Source organism: Pseudomonas sp. Pseusp11, assembly GCF_047304405.1.
GTDB lineage: Bacteria > Pseudomonadota > Gammaproteobacteria > Pseudomonadales > Pseudomonadaceae > Aquipseudomonas.
The window spans coordinates 212,124-234,441 of record NZ_JBGLZF010000003.1 but is presented as its reverse complement, the minus strand read 5'-3'; the positions used below and the strand labels follow the sequence as shown (position 1 = coordinate 234,441).

The 22,318-nt window shown below is 60.6% G+C and carries 22 protein-coding genes; 11 read left to right on the top strand and 11 right to left on the bottom strand.

Annotation, left to right across the window (positions count from 1 at the left end):
* The first annotated feature begins 33 nt into the window (after positions 1-33).
* The 3 genes from ACCC96_RS03805 to ACCC96_RS03795 all read left to right on the top strand — a co-directional run bounded on the left by ACCC96_RS03805 (position 34) and on the right by ACCC96_RS03795 (position 2,407).
* Positions 34-1,365 (top strand): DUF58 domain-containing protein, encoded by a 1,332-nt coding sequence (locus ACCC96_RS03805; protein WP_413695035.1) that lies wholly within the window; start codon positions 34-36, stop codon positions 1,363-1,365.
* A 132-nt stretch (positions 1,366-1,497) separates the two neighbouring features.
* Positions 1,498-1,746, top strand: a complete 249-nt coding sequence (locus ACCC96_RS03800) for a hypothetical protein (RefSeq protein WP_019651409.1) — start codon at positions 1,498-1,500, stop codon at positions 1,744-1,746.
* 280 nt (positions 1,747-2,026) lie between these two features.
* On the top strand, positions 2,027-2,407 hold the full coding sequence (locus tag ACCC96_RS03795; RefSeq protein ID WP_413695034.1) for a DUF6124 family protein: 381 nt from the start codon (positions 2,027-2,029) through the stop codon (positions 2,405-2,407).
* 158 nt (positions 2,408-2,565) lie between these two features.
* Here ACCC96_RS03795 and ACCC96_RS03790 read toward each other — a convergent pair whose 3' ends face one another.
* The gene (locus ACCC96_RS03790; protein ID WP_413695033.1) at positions 2,566-2,925 is read right to left on the bottom strand and encodes a PilZ domain-containing protein; all 360 of its coding nucleotides are present in this window, start codon (positions 2,923-2,925) and stop codon (positions 2,566-2,568) included.
* Between the two features lie 240 nt (positions 2,926-3,165).
* A complete protein-coding gene (locus ACCC96_RS03785) occupies positions 3,166-3,540 on the bottom strand; it encodes a tetratricopeptide repeat protein (RefSeq protein ID WP_413695032.1) in 375 nt (124 codons plus the stop codon).
* A 192-nt stretch (positions 3,541-3,732) separates the two neighbouring features.
* Between ACCC96_RS03785 and pyk the strand changes: the two genes are divergently transcribed.
* The gene (gene pyk / locus ACCC96_RS03780; RefSeq protein WP_019651405.1) at positions 3,733-5,184 is read left to right on the top strand and encodes a pyruvate kinase; all 1,452 of its coding nucleotides are present in this window, start codon (positions 3,733-3,735) and stop codon (positions 5,182-5,184) included.
* Between the two features lie 160 nt (positions 5,185-5,344).
* On the opposite strand, the gene ACCC96_RS03775 is transcribed toward pyk, so the two are convergent.
* From ACCC96_RS03775 to ACCC96_RS03765, 3 genes are all read right to left on the bottom strand, one after another.
* Positions 5,345-6,094 carry an enoyl-CoA hydratase-related protein gene (locus ACCC96_RS03775; RefSeq protein WP_413695031.1) on the bottom strand — a complete coding sequence of 250 codons (750 nt, stop codon included), beginning with the start codon at positions 6,092-6,094 and terminating at the stop codon, positions 5,345-5,347.
* 148 nt (positions 6,095-6,242) lie between these two features.
* The gene (locus tag ACCC96_RS03770) at positions 6,243-7,178 is read right to left on the bottom strand and encodes an iron-sulfur-binding ferredoxin reductase (RefSeq protein WP_413695030.1); all 936 of its coding nucleotides are present in this window, start codon (positions 7,176-7,178) and stop codon (positions 6,243-6,245) included.
* Positions 7,171-8,277 (bottom strand): diguanylate cyclase domain-containing protein, encoded by a 1,107-nt coding sequence (locus ACCC96_RS03765; protein WP_413695029.1) that lies wholly within the window; start codon positions 8,275-8,277, stop codon positions 7,171-7,173. Before ACCC96_RS03765 ends, ACCC96_RS03770 begins: the two co-directional genes overlap by 8 nt.
* A 491-nt stretch (positions 8,278-8,768) precedes the next feature.
* Between ACCC96_RS03765 and ACCC96_RS03760 the strand changes: the two genes are divergently transcribed.
* The 4 genes from ACCC96_RS03760 (at position 8,769) to ACCC96_RS03745 (ending at position 15,176) form a co-directional block, all read left to right on the top strand.
* Positions 8,769-10,292: a fumarate hydratase gene (locus ACCC96_RS03760; protein WP_007938826.1), complete on the top strand. Its 1,524-nt coding sequence runs from the start codon at positions 8,769-8,771 to the stop codon at positions 10,290-10,292.
* A 216-nt stretch (positions 10,293-10,508) separates the two neighbouring features.
* The gene (locus ACCC96_RS03755; RefSeq protein WP_413695060.1) at positions 10,509-12,269 is read left to right on the top strand and encodes a sensor histidine kinase; all 1,761 of its coding nucleotides are present in this window, start codon (positions 10,509-10,511) and stop codon (positions 12,267-12,269) included.
* On the top strand, positions 12,269-13,600 hold the full coding sequence (locus ACCC96_RS03750) for a sigma-54-dependent transcriptional regulator (protein ID WP_413695028.1): 1,332 nt from the start codon (positions 12,269-12,271) through the stop codon (positions 13,598-13,600). The genes ACCC96_RS03755 and ACCC96_RS03750 overlap by 1 nt, the downstream gene beginning before the upstream one ends.
* A gap of 256 nt (positions 13,601-13,856) precedes the next feature.
* Positions 13,857-15,176 carry an MFS transporter gene (locus tag ACCC96_RS03745; protein ID WP_413695027.1) on the top strand — a complete coding sequence of 440 codons (1,320 nt, stop codon included), beginning with the start codon at positions 13,857-13,859 and terminating at the stop codon, positions 15,174-15,176.
* A 66-nt stretch (positions 15,177-15,242) separates the two neighbouring features.
* Here ACCC96_RS03745 and ACCC96_RS03740 read toward each other — a convergent pair whose 3' ends face one another.
* Entirely contained in the window at positions 15,243-15,998 is a 756-nt protein-coding gene (locus ACCC96_RS03740; RefSeq protein ID WP_019581516.1) for a membrane protein, read from the bottom strand.
* Positions 15,999-16,206: 208 nt separating this feature from the next.
* Here ACCC96_RS03740 and ACCC96_RS03735 point away from each other — a divergent pair, with 208 nt between their 5' ends.
* Together ACCC96_RS03735 and ACCC96_RS03730 are read left to right on the top strand one after the other, a co-directional pair.
* Positions 16,207-16,398 (top strand): hypothetical protein, encoded by a 192-nt coding sequence (locus ACCC96_RS03735; protein WP_018926551.1) that lies wholly within the window; start codon positions 16,207-16,209, stop codon positions 16,396-16,398.
* Positions 16,399-16,711: 313 nt separating this feature from the next.
* Complete coding sequence (locus ACCC96_RS03730; protein WP_413695026.1) at positions 16,712-17,341, top strand: flavin reductase family protein; 630 nt, start codon at positions 16,712-16,714, stop codon at positions 17,339-17,341.
* Here ACCC96_RS03730 and ACCC96_RS03725 read toward each other — a convergent pair whose 3' ends face one another.
* Together ACCC96_RS03725 and ACCC96_RS03720 are read right to left on the bottom strand one after the other, a co-directional pair.
* Complete coding sequence (locus ACCC96_RS03725) at positions 17,342-17,572, bottom strand: hypothetical protein (protein WP_205889518.1); 231 nt, start codon at positions 17,570-17,572, stop codon at positions 17,342-17,344.
* Between the two features lie 41 nt (positions 17,573-17,613).
* Positions 17,614-17,967 (bottom strand): putative quinol monooxygenase, encoded by a 354-nt coding sequence (locus ACCC96_RS03720; RefSeq protein ID WP_230174931.1) that lies wholly within the window; start codon positions 17,965-17,967, stop codon positions 17,614-17,616.
* Between the two features lie 336 nt (positions 17,968-18,303).
* Here ACCC96_RS03720 and ACCC96_RS03715 point away from each other — a divergent pair, with 336 nt between their 5' ends.
* Entirely contained in the window at positions 18,304-19,233 is a 930-nt protein-coding gene (locus tag ACCC96_RS03715; RefSeq protein ID WP_019651397.1) for an AraC family transcriptional regulator, read from the top strand.
* Positions 19,234-19,295: 62 nt separating this feature from the next.
* On the opposite strand, the gene ACCC96_RS03710 is transcribed toward ACCC96_RS03715, so the two are convergent.
* The 3 genes from ACCC96_RS03710 to ACCC96_RS03700 are packed head-to-tail and all read right to left on the bottom strand — an operon-like array spanning position 19,296 to position 22,123.
* On the bottom strand, positions 19,296-20,351 hold the full coding sequence (locus ACCC96_RS03710) for an ABC transporter ATP-binding protein (protein WP_413695025.1): 1,056 nt from the start codon (positions 20,349-20,351) through the stop codon (positions 19,296-19,298).
* An 18-nt stretch (positions 20,352-20,369) separates the two neighbouring features.
* A complete protein-coding gene (locus tag ACCC96_RS03705; protein WP_019581521.1) occupies positions 20,370-21,218 on the bottom strand; it encodes an ABC transporter permease in 849 nt (282 codons plus the stop codon).
* The gene (locus tag ACCC96_RS03700; protein ID WP_413695024.1) at positions 21,215-22,123 is read right to left on the bottom strand and encodes an ABC transporter permease; all 909 of its coding nucleotides are present in this window, start codon (positions 22,121-22,123) and stop codon (positions 21,215-21,217) included. The genes ACCC96_RS03705 and ACCC96_RS03700 overlap by 4 nt, the downstream gene beginning before the upstream one ends.
* Positions 22,124-22,318: the final 195 nt, after the last annotated feature.

Sequence of the window (22,318 nt, the reverse complement as noted above, 5' to 3'; positions counted from 1 at the left end):
AGCAAGCTCCCTCGCCACAGGAACTGTGTGCCGATGAAACCATCCCGGCTTCTACTGGCCTGGCTTGCGGCCTTGCTGGCCATCAGCATCGTGCTGGGCGCCTTACGGGCGCTGGACATCGCCGTTCCTTCAAGCCTTTTATCGATCAACTGGGGATTACTGCTAGCCCTGTTGGCCCTGGCGATACTCGACGCCATTCGCCTCAAGCGTTTGCCCTCACCGCGCCTCCAGCGACAAATGCCCGGCAGCCTGGCGCTCGGTCGATGGAGCGAAGTGCGACTGGAGGCCGAGCATAATTTTACCCAGCCACTGAACATTCAGATCTTCGACCACGTACCCGACGGCCTGAGCTTCGAAAACCTGCCCCTGTCGGTCGAACTGCAACCCGGCCAACAGAGCCAGATCAGCTACCGCCTGCGCCCGCTCATGCGCGGTCATTTCAGCTTCGAATACTGCGAAATCAACCTGCCGAGCCCCATGGGTTTGTGGTCCGACAAACGCCTGCTCAACATACCCGACACCACCCGCGTCTACCCCGATTTCGCCCGCCTCTACGGCGGCCAGTTGCTGGCGGTGGACAATTGGCTCAGCCAACTCGGCGTACGCCAGCGCCAACGTCGCGGCCTGGGCCTGGAGTTCCATCAACTGCGCGAATTCCGCGAAGGCGACAGCCTGCGCCAGATCGACTGGAAAGCCACCGCCCGCCAACGCACCCCCATCGCCCGCGAGTACCAGGACGAGCGCGACCAGCAAATCATCTTCATGCTCGACTGCGGCCGCCGCATGCGCAGCCAGGACGGCGAGCTCGCGCATTTCGATCACGCTCTCAATGCCTGCCTGTTGCTCAGCTACATCGCGTTGCGCCAGGGCGACGCGGTGGGCTTGAGCACCTTCGCCAGCAACCATCCGCACTACCTTGCCCCGGTCAAGGGCACAGGCCAGCTCAACGTGTTGCTCAACACCGTCTACGACCTCGACAGCACCCAACGCCCGGCCGACTACCAGGCTGCCGTCACGCAACTACTGGCCCGACAAAAACGCCGGGCACTGGTGGTGCTGGTGACCAACTTGCGGGATGAAGACGATGAAGAACTACTGACCGCCGTCAAGCGCCTGAGCAAACTGCATCGGGTGCTAGTGGCGAGCCTGCGTGAAGACTTGCTCGACAATCTACGGCACGCCCCGGTGCAGACCTTGCCAGAGGCGCTGGCCTATTGCGGGACGGTGGATTATTTGAATGACCGGGCGCAACTCCATGAGCGGTTGAGTGCTCATGGAGTGCCGGTGGTGGATGCTCGGCCTGGGGAGTTGGGGGCCGAGTTGGTGACGGCGTATTTGGGGTGGAAAAAAGCTGGGACGATGTAACGTCGCATCGTATATAAAATCGTCATATCACGATGTCTACATGAATATGACGTGCGAGCACGTACGACAGGCCTTCAATCCGGGTACTTACGAAAACCAATCCCCTGAAAGCTCTATCACAAGGAATCAATCATGGACGAGACAAACCTATTTGCTTCAGTGCTAACGCAGATCAATGAGAACCAACTGGCTTTGGGCGCCGCTATAGAAGAACTATCGAATTGGGTGGCGCAACGAGGGGGTACCGAAGTAGCGGATAACATCCGATGTGCAATGCAAACGATAGATCGAAACCAAGAATTCATCTCTTTGGCACTTATTTCTATCTCCACCGATTTTAAAGAATCACAGGTTCCAAAAAAGAATGACCCTAATGACTAGCTAACCATCAAGAGTCGCAATTCTCCTCGGTTGTTACCCGATGCCTCTCATCGGGTAACAACTGACGCTCATGGTCAGTAATCTGCTTGTTGTCCTCCTCCCGACTTCTCGAATAGCAGCGCTAACGGCTACAGAATGAAGCGCATCTGCCTACAAGTGTCAGCGACCCGGGCTGATTGTGGGTGCTGTCCGTCCCGACATAAGGTTCTCCTTCCCTCGCTGCCGTCCATTCGTCTACCTCCGAATCGGCGGTAGCTCCAACAAGGAGTTAACCGTGTTAATGCCTCGACCCAATCCACGCAATACCATCCCGCGTTCCCCCTACGGAACCCTCGACTCAAGAAAACTCCAAGAAGCTGCCAACAGGGCTCTAGATCACTATCTAAAACAGGAAAACACTGAGCCGTGTTTTGCCAACGAGCGCCCCACCGAGGAACGATCCATGAAAATGTTCACCGTTGTCCCCGATGCCAATCCCGAAGCCTTGAACATCGAGACCTACGAAACCTTTTCGACGGTCAGCATTCTGCTGCTCGATCTGGCTGAAAGCCTGAACGACAAGCAGCGACATCTGGCCATGGCGATTTATCGGATGAGTGAGTTGGGGTTGATGCTGGTGGAGCGATCGCTGGATAACGAGAAGGCGATAAAAACGACGTAGCGACAAATCCCTGTAGCAGCTGGCGCAGCCTGCGCTCGGCTGCATAGCAGTCGTAAAACCGAGGTGCACGGTCTACCTGATTCACCGCGAGTGCTGATTTTACGACTGCTGCGCAGCCGAACGCAGGCTGCGCCAGCTGCTACAAGGCTGCGGGCTTTTCAGGCAGAGGCTGGCAACGGCTGAAAGCTGAAATATTGCGTCAACGCCTCCATCAGCTGCCCATACTCCGGCGGTGCCCGTTGCAGGCTGAACCCGGCGTCGTAATGGTGTGGCGTGGCATCTTCGTGGCACCACAGGCAACACGCCGTCAGGTCAATGACCTGCTGGCAGCCGTCGCTGGCGGGGATTTTTATTCGAAGGTCAAAGTCGACGCCCACCATCATCGGCAACTGGCTGATGAGCATCAGCCCGTCGCTGGACAAGTTGCCCAGAAAGCCGATGGGTTTGTCGGTGACGCTGTTGAACACTCTCAGAAAATACGGCAGTTGATGCCGCTCGATCCGGCGGTCGGTGAACATGGGTCATTCGCCATGCAAGGCCCTTAAGCAGGGCCGCACTAATGCTTCGGAACGGGCCTGCTTCTATTGATAGAGGCATGGGCGCGCTCTCCCCGATCCTGGTGCGACAGTCCACCCTTCCGCTGCCGCTTACTGCTGCCGATCACAGGTGTAACCTCGATTAGAGGCAAGGCTCTAAATCGATCTATTCGACTATAGCTCACCACCGCCGGTCAGCCAGCCTTTGTAGGACAACCTCAATCAGAACCGGGTCGGGCGTACCTGCGTAGCGCTACGGGTCGGGTAATGCCCCAGGCTCTCCAGGGTTTCCAGCCGGGCACGGGCGCGGTAGGCATACTCGCTTTGCGGGTAGGCCGCGATGATGAACTGGTAAGTCTGGGCCGCATCGATAAACAGCTTCTGCCGTTCCAGGCACTGGCCGCGCATCATCGTCACTTCCGGCTGCACGTAACGACGGGAACGGCTTTCGCGATCGACCTTGGACAGTTCGAGCATCACCTGCTCGCAGTTGCCGCGTTCGTAGGCGCTGTAGGCATTATTCAAATGATGGTCCATCGACCAACGGGTGCAGCCCGCAGCACTGAGGGCAAGGACGGCAATGAGCACGAATCGCATAGGGGGATCTCCTGTCTTGCGCTCTGTATCGACCCGTTGTCGGAAATCTTCAGGCTGGCGTGCGGCAAAGTTGCGGGGTTCAATAAAGAAGGCAATAACCAAGTTCTTCGCAAAAAAGTAGTGCAAACGAACAATGACTACACCTCAGGACCATAGTAGCCTCTGCTTGCGCTTGAACTCAGGAGTCTTTGCATGTCCGTCCGTCGTACCAAAATCGTCGCTACCCTTGGCCCGGCCAGTAACTCGCCGGAAGTTCTTGAACAGTTGATTCTGGCTGGCCTGGACGTCGCCCGCCTGAACTTCTCCCACGGCACCCCCGACGAGCACAAGGCTCGCGCGAAGCTGGTGCGTGACCTCGCAGCCAAGCACGGCCGCTTCGTCGCCCTGCTGGGTGACCTGCAAGGCCCGAAAATTCGTATCGCCAAATTCGCCAACAAGCGGATCGAGCTGAAGATCGGTGATCAGTTCACCTTCTCCACCAGCCATCCGCTGACCGAAGGCAACCAGCAAGTGGTCGGCATCGACTACCCGGACCTGGTGAAAGACTGCGGCGTGGGCGACGAGCTGCTGCTCGACGACGGCCGCGTGGTGATGCGCGTCGATACCGCCACCGCCACCGAACTGAATTGCACCGTGACCATCGGCGGCCCGCTGTCCGACCATAAAGGCATCAACCGTCGCGGCGGTGGCCTGACGGCGCCGGCCCTGACCGAGAAAGACAAGGCCGACATCAAGCTCGCCGCCGAAATGGAAGTCGACTACCTCGCGGTGTCCTTCCCGCGTGACGCCGCCGACATGGAATACGCCCGTCAACTGCGCGACGAAGCCGGCGGCACTGCCTGGCTGGTGGCGAAGATCGAACGCGCCGAAGCCGTGGCCGACGACGAAACCCTCGACGGCCTGATCAAGGCCTCCGACGCGGTGATGGTTGCCCGTGGTGACCTGGGTGTGGAAATCGGCGACGCTGAGCTTGTGGGCATTCAGAAGAAAATCATTCTGCACGCACGTCGCCACAACAAGGCCGTGATCGTCGCGACCCAGATGATGGAGTCGATGATCCAGAACCCGATGCCGACCCGCGCCGAAGTGTCCGACGTAGCCAACGCCGTGCTCGACTACACCGACGCCGTGATGCTCTCGGCGGAAAGTGCCGCCGGCCTGTACCCGCTGGAAGCGGTGCAAGCCATGGCACGCATCTGCATCGGCGCGGAAAAGCACCCGACCAGCAAGACCTCCAGCCACCGCATCGGCAAGACGTTCGAACGTTGCGACGAGAGCATCGCCCTGGCCACGATGTACACCGCCAACCACTTCCCGGGTGTGAAGGCGATCATCGCCCTGACCGAAAGTGGCTACACGCCGTTGATCATGTCGCGCATCCGTTCCTCGGTGCCGATCTACGCGTTCACCCCGCACCGCGAAGCCCAGGCCCGCGCGGCGATGTTCCGTGGCGTCTACACCGTACCGTTCGACCCGGCATCCTTGCCGGCCGAGCAAGTCAGCCAGGCCGCGATCGACGAGTTGCTCAAGCGCGGCGTCGTGCAGAAAGGTGACTGGGTCATCCTGACCAAGGGCGACAGCTACCACACCACCGGCGGCACCAACGGGATGAAAATCCTGCACGTTGGCGACCCGATGGTCTGAGTGACCGCTCGCTGAAAAACAAAAGCCCCGCCATGTGAATGGCGGGGCTTTTTGGTTTTCAAGATCAAAAGATCGCAGCCTTCGGCAGCTCCTACAGGGTGAACGCCGATCCATTGTAGGAGCTGCCGAAGGCTGCGATCTTTTCGGGCTCACCGCAAATTCAATGCCTGTTGATAAACCCCGACAACGCCGCCAACGCCTCCGGCGAACGCAGCCGTTGGGTGAATAACGCACCCTCTTCTTCTATGGCTTGGCGCAGCTGTTCCCGACCCGGCGCTTTCATCAATTGCTTGCTGATGCGCACCGCCTCCGGCGGCAACGACTCGAAACGCAACGCCATCTCCCGCGCCTTGGCCAATGCCGCTTCGCCACTGCCCAAGGCCTCAGTCGCTATCCCCCACGCGGCAGCCTGTTCACCACTGAAACCTTCGCCGAGCAACAACAACTCCGCCGCTTTGGCATGGCCGAGCAAACGCGGCAGGATCAGGCTGGAGCCGAACTCCGGGCATAACCCCAGATTGACGAATGGCATGCGCAACCTCGCATCCGCACTGACATAAACCAGATCGCAATGTAGCAGCATCGTCGTGCCGATCCCCACCGCCGCGCCTGCGACCGCAGCGATCACTGGCTTGCGGCACTCAAGAAGGCCGAGCATGAAGTGAAACACCGGGCTGTCGAGATTGCCCGGCGGTTGCTGGATGAAGTCGGCGATGTCGTTGCCAGCCGTGAAGCACTCGGCGCTGCCGATGATCAGCACGGCGTTGATGTCGGGATTGCTGTCGGCAAGCCGCAAGCCCTCCGCCAGTTGGCTGTACATGGCGCGGGTCAGGGCGTTTTTCTTTTCCGGGCGGTTGAGGCGCAGGGTCAGTAAACCGCGCTCACGTTCAAACTGGATGGCGTCGGGCATGGCGAGTCCTGATCTGAGAGGATCCACTGTGGCGAGGGAGCTTGCTCCCGCTTGACCGGGCTGGCGCTCCAGTGCGCAGCGCTCACAAACTTTTGGGGCCGCTACGCAGCCCAGCGGGAGCAAGCTCCCTCGCCACAAAAATCAGCGTTCAACCATGGGGGACAAAGACATCCGCCAGCAGTTGATTGCGCGGCAAACCCGCCAGGTACAGGCGCCGGGCAAAGGCGTCGACGCTGTCGGGTGCTCCGCAGACTAAGGCCAGGGTTTGCCGGGAAACAAGGCGCAGTTGCGCCAAAGCCGCGGGCAACTCGGCCGCCGTCCACAGCTCGACATTAAGGTTTTCACGGCCCTCGGCCATGGCTTGCAGGGGTTTGGCCAGATAATGCTCACTGGCATCATGGGCCAGGTGAATGACGCGGATGGCGCCCTGGTGATGCTGACGCAACGCTTCGCGCAAGATGCCGAACAACGGCCCCAGACCGGTGCCGGCCGCCAGCAACCACAGCGGTCGGGTGTGCCAGTCCGGATCGTAATGCAGCGCCCCGCCGCGCAACTCGCCGAGGCGAATCGGATCGCCGATTTTCAAGCGACGCGCCGCGTCACTGAATTCCCCCGGTTGACGGCAATCGAGGTGGAATTCCAGAAAGCGGTCTTCTTCCGGCAGGCTGGCCAGAGAATATGGCCGCGCCACCTGCCCCGCCCACAACACCAGATGCTGCCCCGCCTGATAGCGCAACGGTCGCTCGCTGGTCAGGCGCAAGCGCAACACGCTGGCGCTCAGCCAATCGCTGGCGACCACTTGCGCGGCAAGACCATCGCGCAGCGGGTCAAAGGTTTCGACTTGCAGATCGTCAACCACCTGGCACTGACAGGCCAACCGCCAACCCTGCTGGCGCTGTTCATTGCTCAAGGCATCGGGACGGCTGTCGCTGGGCAGGCCCTCGACACATTTGACCAAGCACGCATGGCAACTGCCGGCGCGGCAGCTATAGGGCACCGGCACACCGTTTTGATTGAGGGCATCGAGCAGGTTACTGCCTACCGCCACTGCCCATTGGCGCTCGCCGACCCGTAACTCAGGCATCGACATTCTCCCAGGCGGCCGCGCAACGGTTACGGCCGTCACGCTTGGCGCGGTACAGCGCCTGATCGGCGCGGTGCAAGGCGTGATCCAGATCGTCGCCCAGTTCCAATAAGGTCATGCCCGCCGACAGGCTGAGGTGGGCGACCTCCAGGCCGACCAATTCGACATCCATGAAGGCAATGCGCAAGCGCTCGCAACACGCCGTCAGGCGCTCGGCATCGCAATCGGGCAACAGCACCACGAATTCTTCGCCGCCATAGCGGGCCAGAATATCGCCATCGCGCAGGCAGGCCGTGGCCACCCCGGCGAATGCTTGCAACACCTGATCGCCGGCGGCGTGGCCGTGAACATCGTTGATGCGTTTGAAGTGGTCGAGGTCGATCAGCGCCAAACCGTGCACGACACCGACTTCCATGGCGCTCAACTCGCGGGAGGCCAGGCGCAGGAAATGCCGGCGGTTGAACAGCCCGGTGAGTTCGTCGGTCGCCACCAGGCCTTCGAGCTGGCGCATCATTCCGCGCAGGGTGTCCTGATGCGCCTGCAAGGCGAACCGCCGCTGACGCATACGCTGGCGCGACAGTTGGACGTAGCGGGCATAGAGCACTAGCCAGCCGAGCACCACAAACAGCACGCACACCTGCAACAGGGCCTGCGTCGGGTCGTGCAGCTGGAAGTGGTAGAGCTCCCATAACGTGACGGCGCTGAAACTGAAAAACACCAACAACGCGCAACGCACAAAAGCCACGCGCGATAAATGAAACAACCCAAACAACAGAATCAGCAGGTAAAACACCAGAAACGCACCACGGGCCTCGTCCAGATGGGCGATCAGCCAGGTTTGCCATCCAAGCCCCAGCAGTATCTGCACTTCGGTCAGGCTGGGGTCGGAACAGCGCAGGTTCGTGCCGCTGTAAAACACCGCGAACAACACGGCCTGGCTGAACACCGTCAACACGCTGCCGATCACCATGCCGGCAAGGGAGTCGTCGTAATGGCCGGTAAAAAACGCCAGCCACACCAGCAGCAAGGCCAGGGCATAGGTGCCGGCCGCGAGGGCAAAGCGTTTGAGCAAAAGCCGCTGGATGGCGTTATGGGTCAATCGTTGATTCACCGTGCGAAAGGAGGCTGATCGAGTGTCCTACTCTACAGGCCGGATGCCACTTTAGTGGCGAGTCTGATAAATGACCATTCAATTTTTGGGGCGAAAATCTGGCGTCAAACCCATGACTTGGGCTCTGGATAACCTGTGGCGAGGGAGCTTGCTCCCGCTGGGCTGCGCAACGGCCCCCTGCATTCTTTCGATAGATCGCGATTGCAGGGTTTACGACTGCTTCGCAGCCGAACAGGACGGTGCGGCGATCCGACAAGCCCCCTCGCCACAAAAGCCCTTCTATCCATGTGTGGGCGGTATGCGACCAACGTTTGACTGTCAACGGATGTACCCGCCTTTGATGCGCGGTATACTGCCGCGCCTTTTTAGCGTCGCGCCAGCATGCCCGGCGTGCCTTGAAAGGTGTCTGCGACCGACCGATGCACCCAAGCCGCAGGCACCTTATTGAATGTTCCCGTCTTTTAGAGGAGCGCGACTCGATGACCGTGATCAAGCAAGACGACCTGATTCAGAGCGTTGCCGACGCCCTGCAATTCATTTCCTACTACCACCCCGTGGATTTCATCCAGGCGATGCACGAGGCCTACCTGCGTGAAGAATCGCCGGCAGCCCGCGATTCCATCGCGCAAATCCTGATCAACTCGCGCATGTGCGCCACCGGCCACCGCCCGATCTGCCAGGACACCGGCATCGTGACCGTGTTCGTGCGCGTGGGCATGGACGTACGTTGGGATGGCGCCACCATGGGCCTGGACGACATGATCAACGAAGGCGTGCGCCGGGCTTACAACCTGCCGGAAAACGTCCTGCGTGCCTCGATCCTCGCCGACCCGGCGGGTGCTCGTAAAAACACCAAGGACAACACCCCGGCCGTTATCCACTACTCCATCGTTCCGGGTAACACCGTGGAAGTGGACGTGGCGGCCAAGGGCGGCGGCTCCGAGAACAAGTCGAAAATGGCCATGCTCAACCCGTCCGACTCGATCGTCGACTGGGTTTTGAAAACCGTTCCGACCATGGGCGCCGGCTGGTGCCCACCGGGCATGCTCGGCATCGGCATCGGCGGCACCGCCGAGAAAGCTGCCGTGATGGCCAAGGAAGTGTTGATGGAATCCATCGACATTCACGAGCTGAAAGCGCGCGGACCGCAGAACCGTATCGAAGAGATGCGCCTGGAGCTGTTCGAGAAGGTCAACCAACTGGGCATCGGTGCCCAGGGCCTGGGTGGCCTGACCACCGTGCTCGACGTGAAGATCATGGATTACCCGACCCACGCCGCCTCCCTGCCGGTGTGCATGATCCCGAACTGCGCTGCCACCCGTCACGCGCATTTCGTGCTCGACGGCTCCGGCCCGGCCTCCCTGGAAGCGCCACCGTTGGACGCCTACCCGGAAATCGTCTGGGAAGCCGGCCCGTCGGCCCGTCGCGTCAACCTCGACACCCTGACGCCGGAAGAAGTGCAGAGCTGGAAGCCGGGCGAAACCGTCCTGCTCAACGGCAAGATGCTCACCGGTCGCGACGCTGCGCACAAGCGCATGGTCGAGATGCTGAACAAGGGTGAAACCCTGCCGGTGGACCTGAAAGGTCGCTTCATCTACTACGTCGGCCCGGTTGATCCGGTGCGCGAAGAAGTGGTTGGCCCGGCTGGCCCGACTACCGCCACGCGGATGGACAAGTTCACCCGTCAGATCCTCGAGCAAACCGGCCTGTTGGGCATGATCGGCAAATCCGAGCGCGGCCCGACCGCGATCGAAGCGATCAAGGACCACAAAGCCGTTTACCTGATGGCAGTCGGCGGCGCGGCTTACTTGGTGGCGCAAGCGATCAAGAAATCCCGCGTGGTGGCGTTCGCCGAACTAGGGATGGAAGCGATCTACGAGTTCGACGTGAAAGACATGCCGGTCACCGTTGCGGTGGACAGCAAGGGTGAGTCGGTACACATCACCGGCCCTGCGATCTGGCAGCAGAAGATCAGCGAAAGCCTGGCGGTAGAAGTGCAGTAAGCGCTTCAGTCTGCCCGTACGGCCGGCTCATCGTTATGGATGACCCGGCCGTTTTTTTATCCAGTGTCCAAACCGTTCGCGATAGAAAAACCTGGTACTTTGGCAACTCTCAAGACTGTCAGTCGCCCGAACGATCGGTGAGTGCGCGAACAGGACGCCGAGCCGACCACCTGCATGGTATGGTGCCCGCCCGACCTACTCTCTGTTTGCGCCAGCATGCTGCCGACCTCCCGTACCCTGCGTCTGTCGTTGTACTCCCTGCTGATCGTCGCCGGTGCCGTCCTCGCCGCCTCCCTGGCCATCCGCCACGCCGAACGCCAGGCGCTGGAAGAAGACGCCGCCCGCGCCAACCAGCAACTGGCGCTGTACGCCAATTCCCTGCACACCCTGATTGACCGCTACCGTGCGCTGCCCGCCGTGCTGGCGCTGGACCCGGAGTTGCGCGCCGCACTCGATGGCCCGGTAACGCCTGAGCAACAGGACGCACTGAACCGCAAACTGGAAAAAATCAACGGTGCCGCGCAGTCCTCGACCCTGGAACTGCTCGACCACACCGGCCTGGCCGTGGCCGCCAGCAATTGGCGTTTGCCCAGCAGTTACGTCGGCCACAACTACGGTTTCCGCCCCTACTTCAGCCAGACCCGCACACAGGGCGCCGGGCGCTTTTATGCGGTAGGAGTCACCAGTGGCATTCCCGGTTACTTTCTCTCCAGTGCGGTGACCCGCGACAGCGGCGAGTTCCTCGGCGCCATGGTGGTGAAACTGGAATTCCCGGAACTTGAGCGCGAATGGCGTCAGGGCAGCGACACGTTGCTGGTCAGCGATGCACGCGGGATCATCTTCATTGCCAACCAGCCGGGCTGGCGCTATCGCCAATTGAAACCGCTGAGCGACAGCGACCGCGCCGAGCTCAAAGCCACCCGGCAATACGACAAACAACCGCTAACCCCGCTTGAGTATCAAGCGGTGCGACGCTTCGACGACAACAGTGCGCTGACCCGGGTCGATGGCCCCGATGGAACGGCGGATTACCTCTGGGAATCGCTGCCGCTGGCCGCCGAAGGCTGGACGCTGCACCTGTTGCGTCGCCCGCAAATCGCCTTCGAAGACCGCCGCAACGCCGGGCTCGCCGCTGCCGGCGCCTGGTTGACGCTGGTATTTCTGTTGTTGTTCCTTAATCAACGTTGGCGGCTGGCGAAATTGCGTCAGCGCAGCCGTGAAGAACTCGAACAACTGGTAGAAGAACGCACCCGTGACCTGCGCACCGCTCAGGACGGTCTGGTGCAATCGGCCAAACTCGCGGCCCTTGGGCAAATGTCCGCAGCGCTGGCCCATGAAATCAATCAGCCGCTGACCGCCCAGCGCATGCAACTTGCTACGCTGAGGTTGCTACTCGATCACGGCCGGGTCGACGACGCCTACAAGGCGCTCAAACCGGTGGACGACATGCTCACGCGCATGGCCGCCCTCACCGGCCACCTGAAAACCTTCGCGCGCAAAAGCCCCAGCGGTTTGCGCGAACGGCTGGATCTGGCGGCGGTAGTGGATCAGGCCCTGCAATTGCTCGACGCGCGCCTGCGCGATGAGCAGGTCAGCCTGGTGCTGCATCTGACCCGCCCGGCGTGGGTACGTGGCGATGCGATTCGTCTGGAGCAGGTGCTGATCAACCTGCTGCGCAACGCCCTGGACGCCATGCAGGGCAAAACCTGCAAGCGTCTGGAGATTCGCCTCGAAGCCGATGAACAGCTGTGGCGCCTGAGTGTCATCGACAATGGCGGTGGCATTGCCGAAGAACATTTGAGCCAGGTGTTCGATCCGTTTTTCACCACTAAACCAGTGGGTGATGGCCTGGGCCTGGGGCTGGCCGTGTCCTTTGCCATCGTCCACGAAGCGGGCGGACGCCTGAGCGCCGATAATGGCGAAAAAGGCGCGGTGTTCACCCTGACGTTGCCCATTGATCTGGAGGTAGCTGCCTGATGCTCAATTCGGTGATGGTGGTCGATGACGAAAGCAGCATCCGCAGCGCCGTCGAACAGTGGCTGAGCCTGTCGGGGTTCGAGGTGCAGCTGTTCAGCCGCGCCGATGAGTGCCTGGCGCAACTGCCGAAACACTTCCCCGGGGTGATTCTCAGCGATGTGCGCATGCCCGGCATGAGCGGGCTGGAGCTGCTGGCCGAAGTGCAGCGCCGCGACGCCGATTTGCCGGTGATCCTGCTGACCGGTCACGGTGATGTGCCAATGGCCGTCGAAGCGATGCGCGATGGCGCCTACGATTTCCTCGAAAAACCCTTCAGCCCGGAAACCCTGCTGAGCAGCCTGCGTCGGGCGCTGGACAAGCGCCGGCTGGTGTTGGAAAACCGTGCCCTGCACGAACAGGCCGACAATCGCGCCAAACTCGATGCCACCCTGCTGGGAGTGTCCCGTGGTTTGCAGACGCTGCGCCGGCAGGTGCTGGATCTGGCGACGCTGCCGGTCAATGTGCTGATCCGTGGCGAAACCGGCAGCGGCAAGGAACTGGTTGCCCGCTGCCTGCACGACTTCGGCCCCCGCGCCGACAAGCCCTTCGTCGCCTTGAACTGCGCGGCGATTCCCGAGCAGTTGTTCGAGGCCGAACTGTTCGGCCATGAGAGCGGCGCGTTCACCGGCGCCCAGGGCAAGCGCATCGGCAAGCTCGAATACGCCGACGGCGGCACGCTGTTTCTCGATGAAATCGAAAGCATGCCGCTGGCGCAGCAAGTGAAACTGCTGCGGGTGTTGCAAGAACAAAAGCTTGAGCGATTGGGTTCCAATCAGAGCATCCGCGTGGATTTGCGCATCATCGCCGCGACCAAACCCGACTTGCTGGATGAAGCCCGGGCCGGGCGTTTTCGCGAGGACCTGGCGTATCGCTTGAACGTCGCCGAGCTGCGGCTGCCGCCGTTGCGTGATCGGCGTGAAGACATTCCACTGCTGTTCGAGTTCTTCGCGCAGAGTGCCGCCGAACGCCTTGGCCGTACCTTTCCACCGTTGAGCGGGCCGCAATTGAGCCATCTGCTGAGCCACGACTGGCCGGGCAATGTGCGCGAGCTGGCGAACGTCGCCGAGCGCCAGGTGCTGGGCCTCGGCGAACCGGAACCGGTGGGGATCGATCCCGGCCAGTCACTGGCGGCGCAGCAGGAAGCCTTCGAAGCGCATTGCTTGCGCGCGGCACTGACCCGGCACAAGGGCGATGTGAAAGCGGTGCTTGAAGAACTGCAACTGCCGCGCCGTACCTTCAATGAAAAGATGCAGCGGCATGGGTTGAGCCGGGAGATGTTTCTCGGCGAATGACCATTAAGATCAAAAGATCGCAGGCTTCGCCAGCTCCTACGGGTGTACGCCAATCCCATGTAGGAGCTGCCGAAGGCTGCGATCTTTTCGGCGGTTTCCCGCTCACCACCCTCCAATAGATAAGCGGATTTCCGCTCAACAAAACCCGCCATCCCCTCTAAACCGGCCCTCCTCCCCTTGGCACAGCTCCTGCTATAGCCCCTGCAGGCTGCGTTTACACGCGCTCCACAAAAACAATTAAACGAAGGATCCTTCAATGGATAACTCCAACGCCCTGCCCCTTGGGTCGGCTGCCGTGCCGGCTAAAGAAAGAAGCACCGCCAGCCGGATCAAATCGATCTTCAGCGGCTCTGTCGGCAATATGGTCGAGTGGTACGACTGGTACGTCTACGCCGCCTTCTCCCTGTACTTCGCCAAAGTCTTCTTCCCCAAAGGCGACACCACCGCCCAACTGCTCAACACCGCCGCAATCTTCGCCGTGGGCTTTTTGATGCGCCCGATCGGCGGTTGGCTGATGGGCCTCTACGCCGACAAGGCCGGCCGTAAAGCCGCGCTCATGGCGTCGGTCTACCTGATGTGCTTCGGCTCGCTGCTGATCGCCCTGAGCCCAGGCTATGAGACCATCGGTATCGGCGCGCCGATCCTGCTGGTGTTCGCCCGCCTGCTACAAGGTTTGTCGGTGGGTGGTGAGTACGGCACCTCGGCGACGTACCTCAGCGAGATGGCGACCAAGGAACGTCGCGGCTTCTACTCGAGTTTCCAGTACGTGACGCTGATCTCCGGCCAGCTCATCGCTCTGGGTGTGCTAATCGTGCTGCAAAACTTCCTGACCACCGAAGAGCTGTACGCCTGGGGCTGGCGCATTCCGTTCGCCATCGGCGCGCTGTGTGCCGTGGTCGCGCTGTATCTGCGTCGTGGCATGGAAGAAACCGAGTCGTTCACCAAGAAAGAGAAAGCCCGAGAAAGCGCGATGCGCACCTTGCTGCGCCATCCCAAGGAACTGCTGACCGTGGTCGGCCTGACCATGGGCGGCACGCTGGCGTTCTACACCTACACCACGTACATGCAGAAATACCTGGTGAACACCGTCGGCATGAGCATTTCCGACTCCACCACGATTTCCGCGGCCACGCTGTTCCTGTTCATGTGCCTGCAACCGATCATCGGCGGGCTGTCGGATAAAGTCGGTCGTCGGCCGATCCTGATTGCCTTCGGCATTCTCGGGACGCTGTTCACCGTACCGATCCTGACCACCCTGCACACCATCCAGAGCTGGTGGGGCGCGTTCTTCCTGATCATGGCGGCGCTGATCATCGTCAGCGGCTACACCTCGATCAACGCGGTGGTCAAAGCCGAACTGTTCCCCACCGAAATCCGCGCCCTGGGCGTTGGCCTGCCGTACGCACTGACCGTGTCGATCTTCGGCGGCACCGCTGAATACATCGCCCTGTGGTTCAAGAGCATCGGCATGGAAACCGGTTACTACTGGTATGTCACGGCGTGCATCGCGGTGTCGTTGCTGGTGTACGTAACCATGAAAGACACCCGCAAGCATTCGCGGATCGAGACCGACTGACAGCAATATTGATAGTGGCTGTACCGTCCTCTTCGCAGGCAAGCCCGTGAAGAGGACGACTCAGTCTCAAGTCAACTCGGCCGCCGTCTGCTTCGCGTACTTGCCCTGCACGTAAGACGCCCCCGCAATCATCACCACCAGAATCCCCGCCAACACCAGCGACGAACCGATGGTGCCGAAATCCAGGCCGCCCTTTGCATGGGGTTTGGTCAGGAAGTCACCCAAGGTTGCGCCGAATGGTCGAGTCAGCACGAACGCCACCCAGAACAGCAGCACCGACGAAATCTTCGTGAAGTATTTCAACAGCACCACCAGCGCAATGGTCGAACCGATCAACAGTGCGCCACCGGCAAAACCCAGGCCCGAGTCGTCGGCCAGGTAATCGCCGAGTGCGGTGCCCAAGGTGTTGGAAAACAGAATCGCCATCCAATAGAACATCTCGCCACGGAAGGTCTGGACCTTGGTGACGTTCAGCGAATCGCCGCTCAAGCGCCAGGCCGCGAAAATCCCCAGCAGAATCGCAATCAGGATCATCGAACCGGTGGCGTAGCCCAATTCAAGGGTGCGGTCCATGAAGTCGGACATGGTGGTGCCAGCGGTGCTGGTCGACAGAATCACGATCCAGTACAGCACCGGCTTGTAGGTTTTGGACATCAACTGCGTGACCAGCGTCAGCACAAAGACGCTGATCAGGATCAGCGAGCTGATGGCGTAACCAACATTAAGGGTCATCGACAACAAATCCCCCGCGGTTTCCCCCAGGGTCGTCGCGCAGATTTTCATCACCCAGAACGCAAGGGTGATCTGAGGAAGCTTATTCATTCAAGGAGAACTCCAGTGTTCGTGACGGTCGTTTCTTCGGGTTATTGACCGGTGCGCAGACTGGCGGTGGAGCAGTGAAAAATAGGTAAGTGCAGGATGAAAATTCTGTCACTCGGGCAAAAGAGCGCGATTAATCGCTGGTTAATGCCCAGCACGCATCCTGCCCCCCGTCGATCAATTCATTGCAATGTGCAAACTGGAGTTACCCATGAAAACCAAACTGATGCTCGCCCTGACCCTCTCCGTGCTGGCAGCCAATACCTTCGCCGCCGATGGTTACGACCGCACCGGTTCCGCCGTCTTCACTGCGCAAAGCAACACCGCTGACGACAGCCGCACCGACGCAGCCAAAGTCGCTACCGACAGCGTCGATCGCACCGACGCTGCCCGCACCAACTGATCCCTGAATGCTTCACTACAGCCCGGCTTTGGCCGGGCTTAGTCATTTCTGGGGAAAGCAAAACCCAGTGATCGCCACAAAGCCCTGTGGGAGTGGGGCTTCTGTGGCGAGGGGGCTTGCCCCCGTTCGACTGCGGAGCAGTCGTAAACCGGTCATCGCTTTCTAATTCAAGATCGCGGTGACTGGTTCTAGGGGTGCTTCGCGCCCCAACGGGGGCAAGCCCCCTCGCCACAGAAGCCCCACTCCCACTGATTGAAATCTGCCGCTGGCCCTTGCACCATGCTCACCTCCCGAACGCCTCAGGATTCACTCCATGCCCGACGATATCCATTTCTACGAACCCGCCAACGGCCACGGCCTGCCCCATGACCCGTTCAACGCCATCGTCGGCCCGCGTCCCATTGGCTGGATTTCCTCCCAGGACGCCAACGGTCACCTGAACCTGGCGCCCTACAGCTTCTTCAATGCCTTCAACTACATTCCGCCGATCATCGGGTTTTCCAGCGTCGGGCGCAAAGACAGCCTGAACAACATCGAGCAGACCGGTGAATTCGCCTGGAACCTGGCGACGCGTCCGCTGGCCGAGCAGATGAACCAGAGCTGCGCCATGGTCGGGCCGCAGGTCAACGAGTTCGAACTGTCCGGGCTGACCTCCGCCGCGTCGAAAATCATTCAGGTGCCACGGGTCGCCGAAAGCCCGGTGTCCTTCGAGTGCAAGGTCACGCAGATCATTCAGTTGCAGCGCGCCAACAAGGAAGTGGTACCGAGCTGGCTGATTCTCGGCGAAGTGGTCGCCGTGCATATCGCCAAATGGCTGTTGAAGGATGGGGTGTACGACACCGCCGCGGCAGAACCGATTCTGCGCGGCGGCGGGCCAGCGGATTATTTTCAGCTGGGGCCAGAGGCACTGTTCAAGATGTTCCGCCCGGGAGCGGTCAAGTGATTACCAGAGCAGGTCGGCGTCTTGTTTGACGTCTTTGAGGCGGGTCAGCTCTTTGGCTGCGGCCTCGTCGGCTTCATGAGCGGTCTTGAAAGTCTGGCCTTCCAGCACTTTGTGAAAAACCGGGGCACCGGAACCACCGAGGGCTTTGACGGCAATCGCGGCGTGGTAACCGCCCTCGCCCGGTACTACTGCTGAAACGGCTTCGAAGTGTTCAAAGGCTTTACGTGCCATGTCGCGGATCCTGGCTAATGGAGAGTTGCGCCATTAAACCCTCAACCGGCCAGTTTGTGTACCGCTGCCTGGGACTGGCCGAGGGCCTGGGTCGCCGAGACATCCTTGAAGGTATGGAAATCCAGGCTGTTGACCACCATATCCTGCACCAGCTCGGCAAAAATCTGCATCGCCGGGCTACCGAAGTAAGCAGTCATCGCCTGTTGGCTGGCCCAGAAACCGGACACCAGCCACAGCTCGGGATCACATTGTGAGTGCTGCAGGGCGAAGCTCAGGCAACCCGGCGCGTTGCGCGACGGCTCGATCAAGGCGCTCAGGCGCGCACCGAGTTCTGCCGAACGCCCGGCGCGGGCGCGAACGAAGGCCATATGACTGACGGGGATCTGCGTAGACATGTTCAACCCTCCCAGGGAGTCGAGTGGCAGCCGTGGGACGGGCTGCGACAGGATCCAAGATTAGGCGGCGCATCACCGTCACCGTTAGTCGATTTCTGCCGGCTTATTGCACAATTCTGCGCGACTGCAGCAAACGCCTGTAACAATGTGTAAAACCCTGTCACACCACTGCCACATGACTTTCAAGCAAGTTTCACCGGCATTGTCCTGCCATAACAGCGCCGCGTATTCACCCCGTGCAGAATCAGGCAAGCTTTTGGCAGGATGTGTCTACCGCTGTCCCTTGCACAAATTTAAGCTCGGCCCATGACCAACACTTCACGGAGGATTCCCTGCATGTCGTCGCTCGATCACTTTCAGGCTCCGCTTCCCGCCGACATGGAGAAACAGCGCGCGGAACTGGCCGACCTGATCCGCCGCAACACGCTGGACGATGGCTCCTACGCCACCGCCGTCGGTTCGCTGTTCATGTCGCGTCACAGCAAATCCCATGATTTCGCCCCGGGGCTGGCCCAACCGGCCCTGTGCATCATGGCCCAGGGGCGCAAGGAAGTTCGGCTGGCGGACGAGCACTTCAATTACGACCCGCTGAATTACCTGGTGGTGTCAGTCTCGATGCCCTTGAGCGGACGGGTGGTGAATGCCTCGCCCGAAGAACCGATTCTCGCCGTTCGGCTGGACATCGACCCGGCGGAAATCACCGCGCTGATTGCCGACGCCGGCCCCATCGGCGTGCCCACACGGCCCACCGGTCGCGGCCTGTATGTCGAGCGGATCGACGCGGCCATGCTCGACGCCGTGCTGCGCCTGGTGCGTTTGCTGGACACACCGAAAGACATCGCCATGCTGGCGCCGCTGATTCGCCGGGAGATTCTGTATCGGCTGTTGCGCAGCCAGCAGGGGCATCGGCTGTATGAGATTGCCATTGCCAACAGTCAGAGCCATCGCATCAGCCAGGCGATCAAATGGCTCAACGGCAATTATGAGCAACCGCTGCGCATCGATGATCTGGCGCGGGAAGTGAACCTGAGTGTGTCGACACTGCATCACCGCTTCAAGGCGATGACGGCAATGAGTCCGCTGCAGTATCAGAAACAGCTGCGCCTGCAAGAAGCACGACGGTTGATGCTGGCCGAAGGGCTGGAAGCGTCGGCGGCGGGGTATCGGGTGGGGTATGAAAGCCCTTCGCAGTTCAGCCGGGAGTACAGCCGACTATTCGGGGCACCGCCGCTGCGGGATTTGGCGCGGTTGCGGTTGACCGTGTAATCAAATTCACACACAACCCGTAGGAGCTGCCGAAGGCTGCTCCTACGGGGGGATGGCGTTGTTTAGGCGCTCAGTACTCGGCACGCCTCAGCCGGCAAGGTCACCGACACAGGGTTGCCAATGCTCAACCCAATGCCCTGGCACGGCGTGCTCAACGCGGTAAACGAAACCCCGGAACACTCGACGGTGGTTTCGATGGTCGCGCCGATATCCCGCACAAACGTCACCTTACCCAGCAAGCGATTCCCCGCCGTGGCCTGCGGTTGCGACAGTTGCAGGTCTTCGGGGCGAATCAGCATTTTCACCTTCTCCCCCACCACAATGCTGCTGCAGATCGGCACTTGCAGCGCATCACCGCCGGGCAGGCTGACCTTGCCGTTGCCCAACGCCGTGGCCGGGAAAATATTCCCCGAACCGATGAAGTCCGCGACGAATTCATTGGCCGGGTGCCGATAAATCTCAATCGGCGTGCCCACTTGCTGCACCCGATGTTCACCCAGCACCACCACGATGTCGGCCATGGTCATGGCTTCGCGCTGATCATGGGTGACCATGATGGTGGTGATGTTCAAGCGCTGTTGCAGCTGACGGATTTCCACCTGCATCGACTCGCGCAGCTTGGCGTCCAGCGCCGACAGTGGTTCGTCGAGCAGGAGGATTTTCGGGTGGTTGGCAATCGCCCGGGCAATCGCCACCCGCTGACGCTGACCGCCGGAGAGTTTTGCCACCGGGCGATCGATCATTTCCTGCAGTTGAATCAGCTCAAGCAACTCCACCACCCGCGCCTGCTGATCAGCCTTGCTGACCCCACGCAGTTTCAGCGGATAGGCAATGTTCTCCCCCACCGTCATGTGCGGAAACAGTGCCAGCGATTGAAACACCATGCCGAAATTGCGCTGATGCGCAGGGGTATGGCCGATGTCTTCACCGTCCAGGCGAATCTCGCCGCCGGTCAGGGTTTCGAGCCCGGCGATCATCCGCAGCAAGGTGGTTTTACCGCAGCCCGATGGGCCGAGAAAACACACCAGTTTGCCCTCGGGCAAATGCAGGTTCACATCCTTTACCGCGCAGGCCGAGCCGTAATGTTTCTCAACGTTTTCCAGAATCAGACCAGTCATTTGAATCACCTCAAGAAATCAGAACGAAACGCCGCCTTCGCCAACCAACTTTTCCAGCGCCCAAATGAGCACGAAGTCGATCAGCACGATCAGCACGGCAAACGAGAAAACGGTAGGGTCGAGCGATGACACGGTGCGGCTGTACATCCAGATCGGCACGGTCATGACGTCGATGGTGTAGAGGAAATAGGTCACGGTGAATTCGTTGAACGAAACGATGAACGCCAGCAGCATGCCCGCCAGAATCCCCGACTTCATCAACGGCACCACCACATCGACAATCGCCCGCAGCGGTGAAGCACCGAGCATTTGCGCGGCCTCTTCGACTTCGCTGCCGATGGAGAGCATTGCTGCGGTGCAGTTTTTCACCACGAACGGCAGCGCCAGAATCACATGGGCGATCACCAGCCGCGAAGTGGTGATCTGGAACGGCAGGCTGTCGAACACCAACAGCAAGGCCAGGCCCAACACCACCATCGGAAACACCAGTGGCAGCGACATCAATTGCAGCGCCACGGCCTTGCCACGGAACTCGCAACGGGTCAGCGCGTAAGCCGCCGGCACCGCGATGATCGTGGCGAAGATCATGGTCAGGCAGGCCACCAGCAAACTGGTGCTCATGGCTTTGCCCAGGCTCAGCACGTCGCTGGCGTCCGGCGAGACGAAGGTGTGCCAGGCGGCCTTGTACCATTGAAGGCTGTAACTGCTGGGCGGAAAGTCGAGGTTTGACGCACCGCTGAACGACATGACGATCATGGTCAGAATCGGCAGTACCGCCAGCAGCAAAATGAAGCCCGAGAGGATGCCGGCGAACTTGCCGGTATCGCCCGGCAACAACGACTGACGCTTCTTGATCAAGGTGCTCATTGGGAAGCCTCCAGCATGCGCCGACGACGGCCAGTGATGTATTCGGACAAGGTCATGATGGCCAGAGTGGTGACGATCAGCACCACGCCGGCAGCGGACGCGGCAGGCCAGTTCATCAGTGGGGCGATCTGGTCATGGACCATCACCGCCAGCATCGGCACGCGCCGACCGCCGAGCAGCAAAGGCACCACGAAGCTGCTGGCGTTGTAGGCGAACACCAGCGTCGCGCCGGTGATGATCCCCGGAAAGCTCATCGGCAACACCACTTGGCGAAACACCTGAAAGCGACTGGCGCCCAGGGTGGCAGCGGCTTCTTCGTAAGTGCGGGCGACACCGCGCATGGCGCTGGCAATCGGCAACACGGCTAGCGGGAACGCGGTTTGCACCAGGCCCATCAATACGCCGTTCTGGTTGTACAGCAGCATGATCGGCCGCTTGATCAGGCCCAGCCCCATCAGCGCCTGATTGAGCATCCCGCCCGGGCCGAGAATCACCAGCCAGCCGTAGCTTTGCAGTAACAGGTTGACCAGCAACGGCAGCAGCACCGCCGCAAGGAAAATCCGCCGCACAAACGGTGAGGTCAGCCGCGACATGGTGTAGGCCACCGGGATCGCCAGCAGCACCGCGATCACCGCACTGATCAGCGCCAGGCGCAAGGTCAGCAGCAAGGATTTGAGGTAGTACGGTTCCAGCAATTGCGCGTAACTGGCCAGGCTGAAGCCGGACCACTCCGCACCTTTGGTGCCCACGCTCATGCGCAGCACCAGGAGGCTGGCGGCAATCAGCACGCCGAGAAACAGCATCGACGGCGAGAGGAAAAACCACGCACGCACTGTCGGTGAGACACCCCGATTAGCGCGCGTGGGTGCGACGCTTACCGGATGGGTCAGAGGTTGGTGTTCCATAGCAAGGGTCTCGTCAATGGAAAGCAGCAAGACTGAGATTCGGCAAAACCTGTGGCGAGGGAGCTTGTCGGATCGCCGCACCGTCCCGCTGGGTTGCGCAGCGCCCCCAATCAATCACCGCGCCCTTTCAGATAGAACGCGGTGCCTGGTTTTGCGGCTGCTACGCAGCCGAGCGGGAGCAAGCTCCCTCGCCAC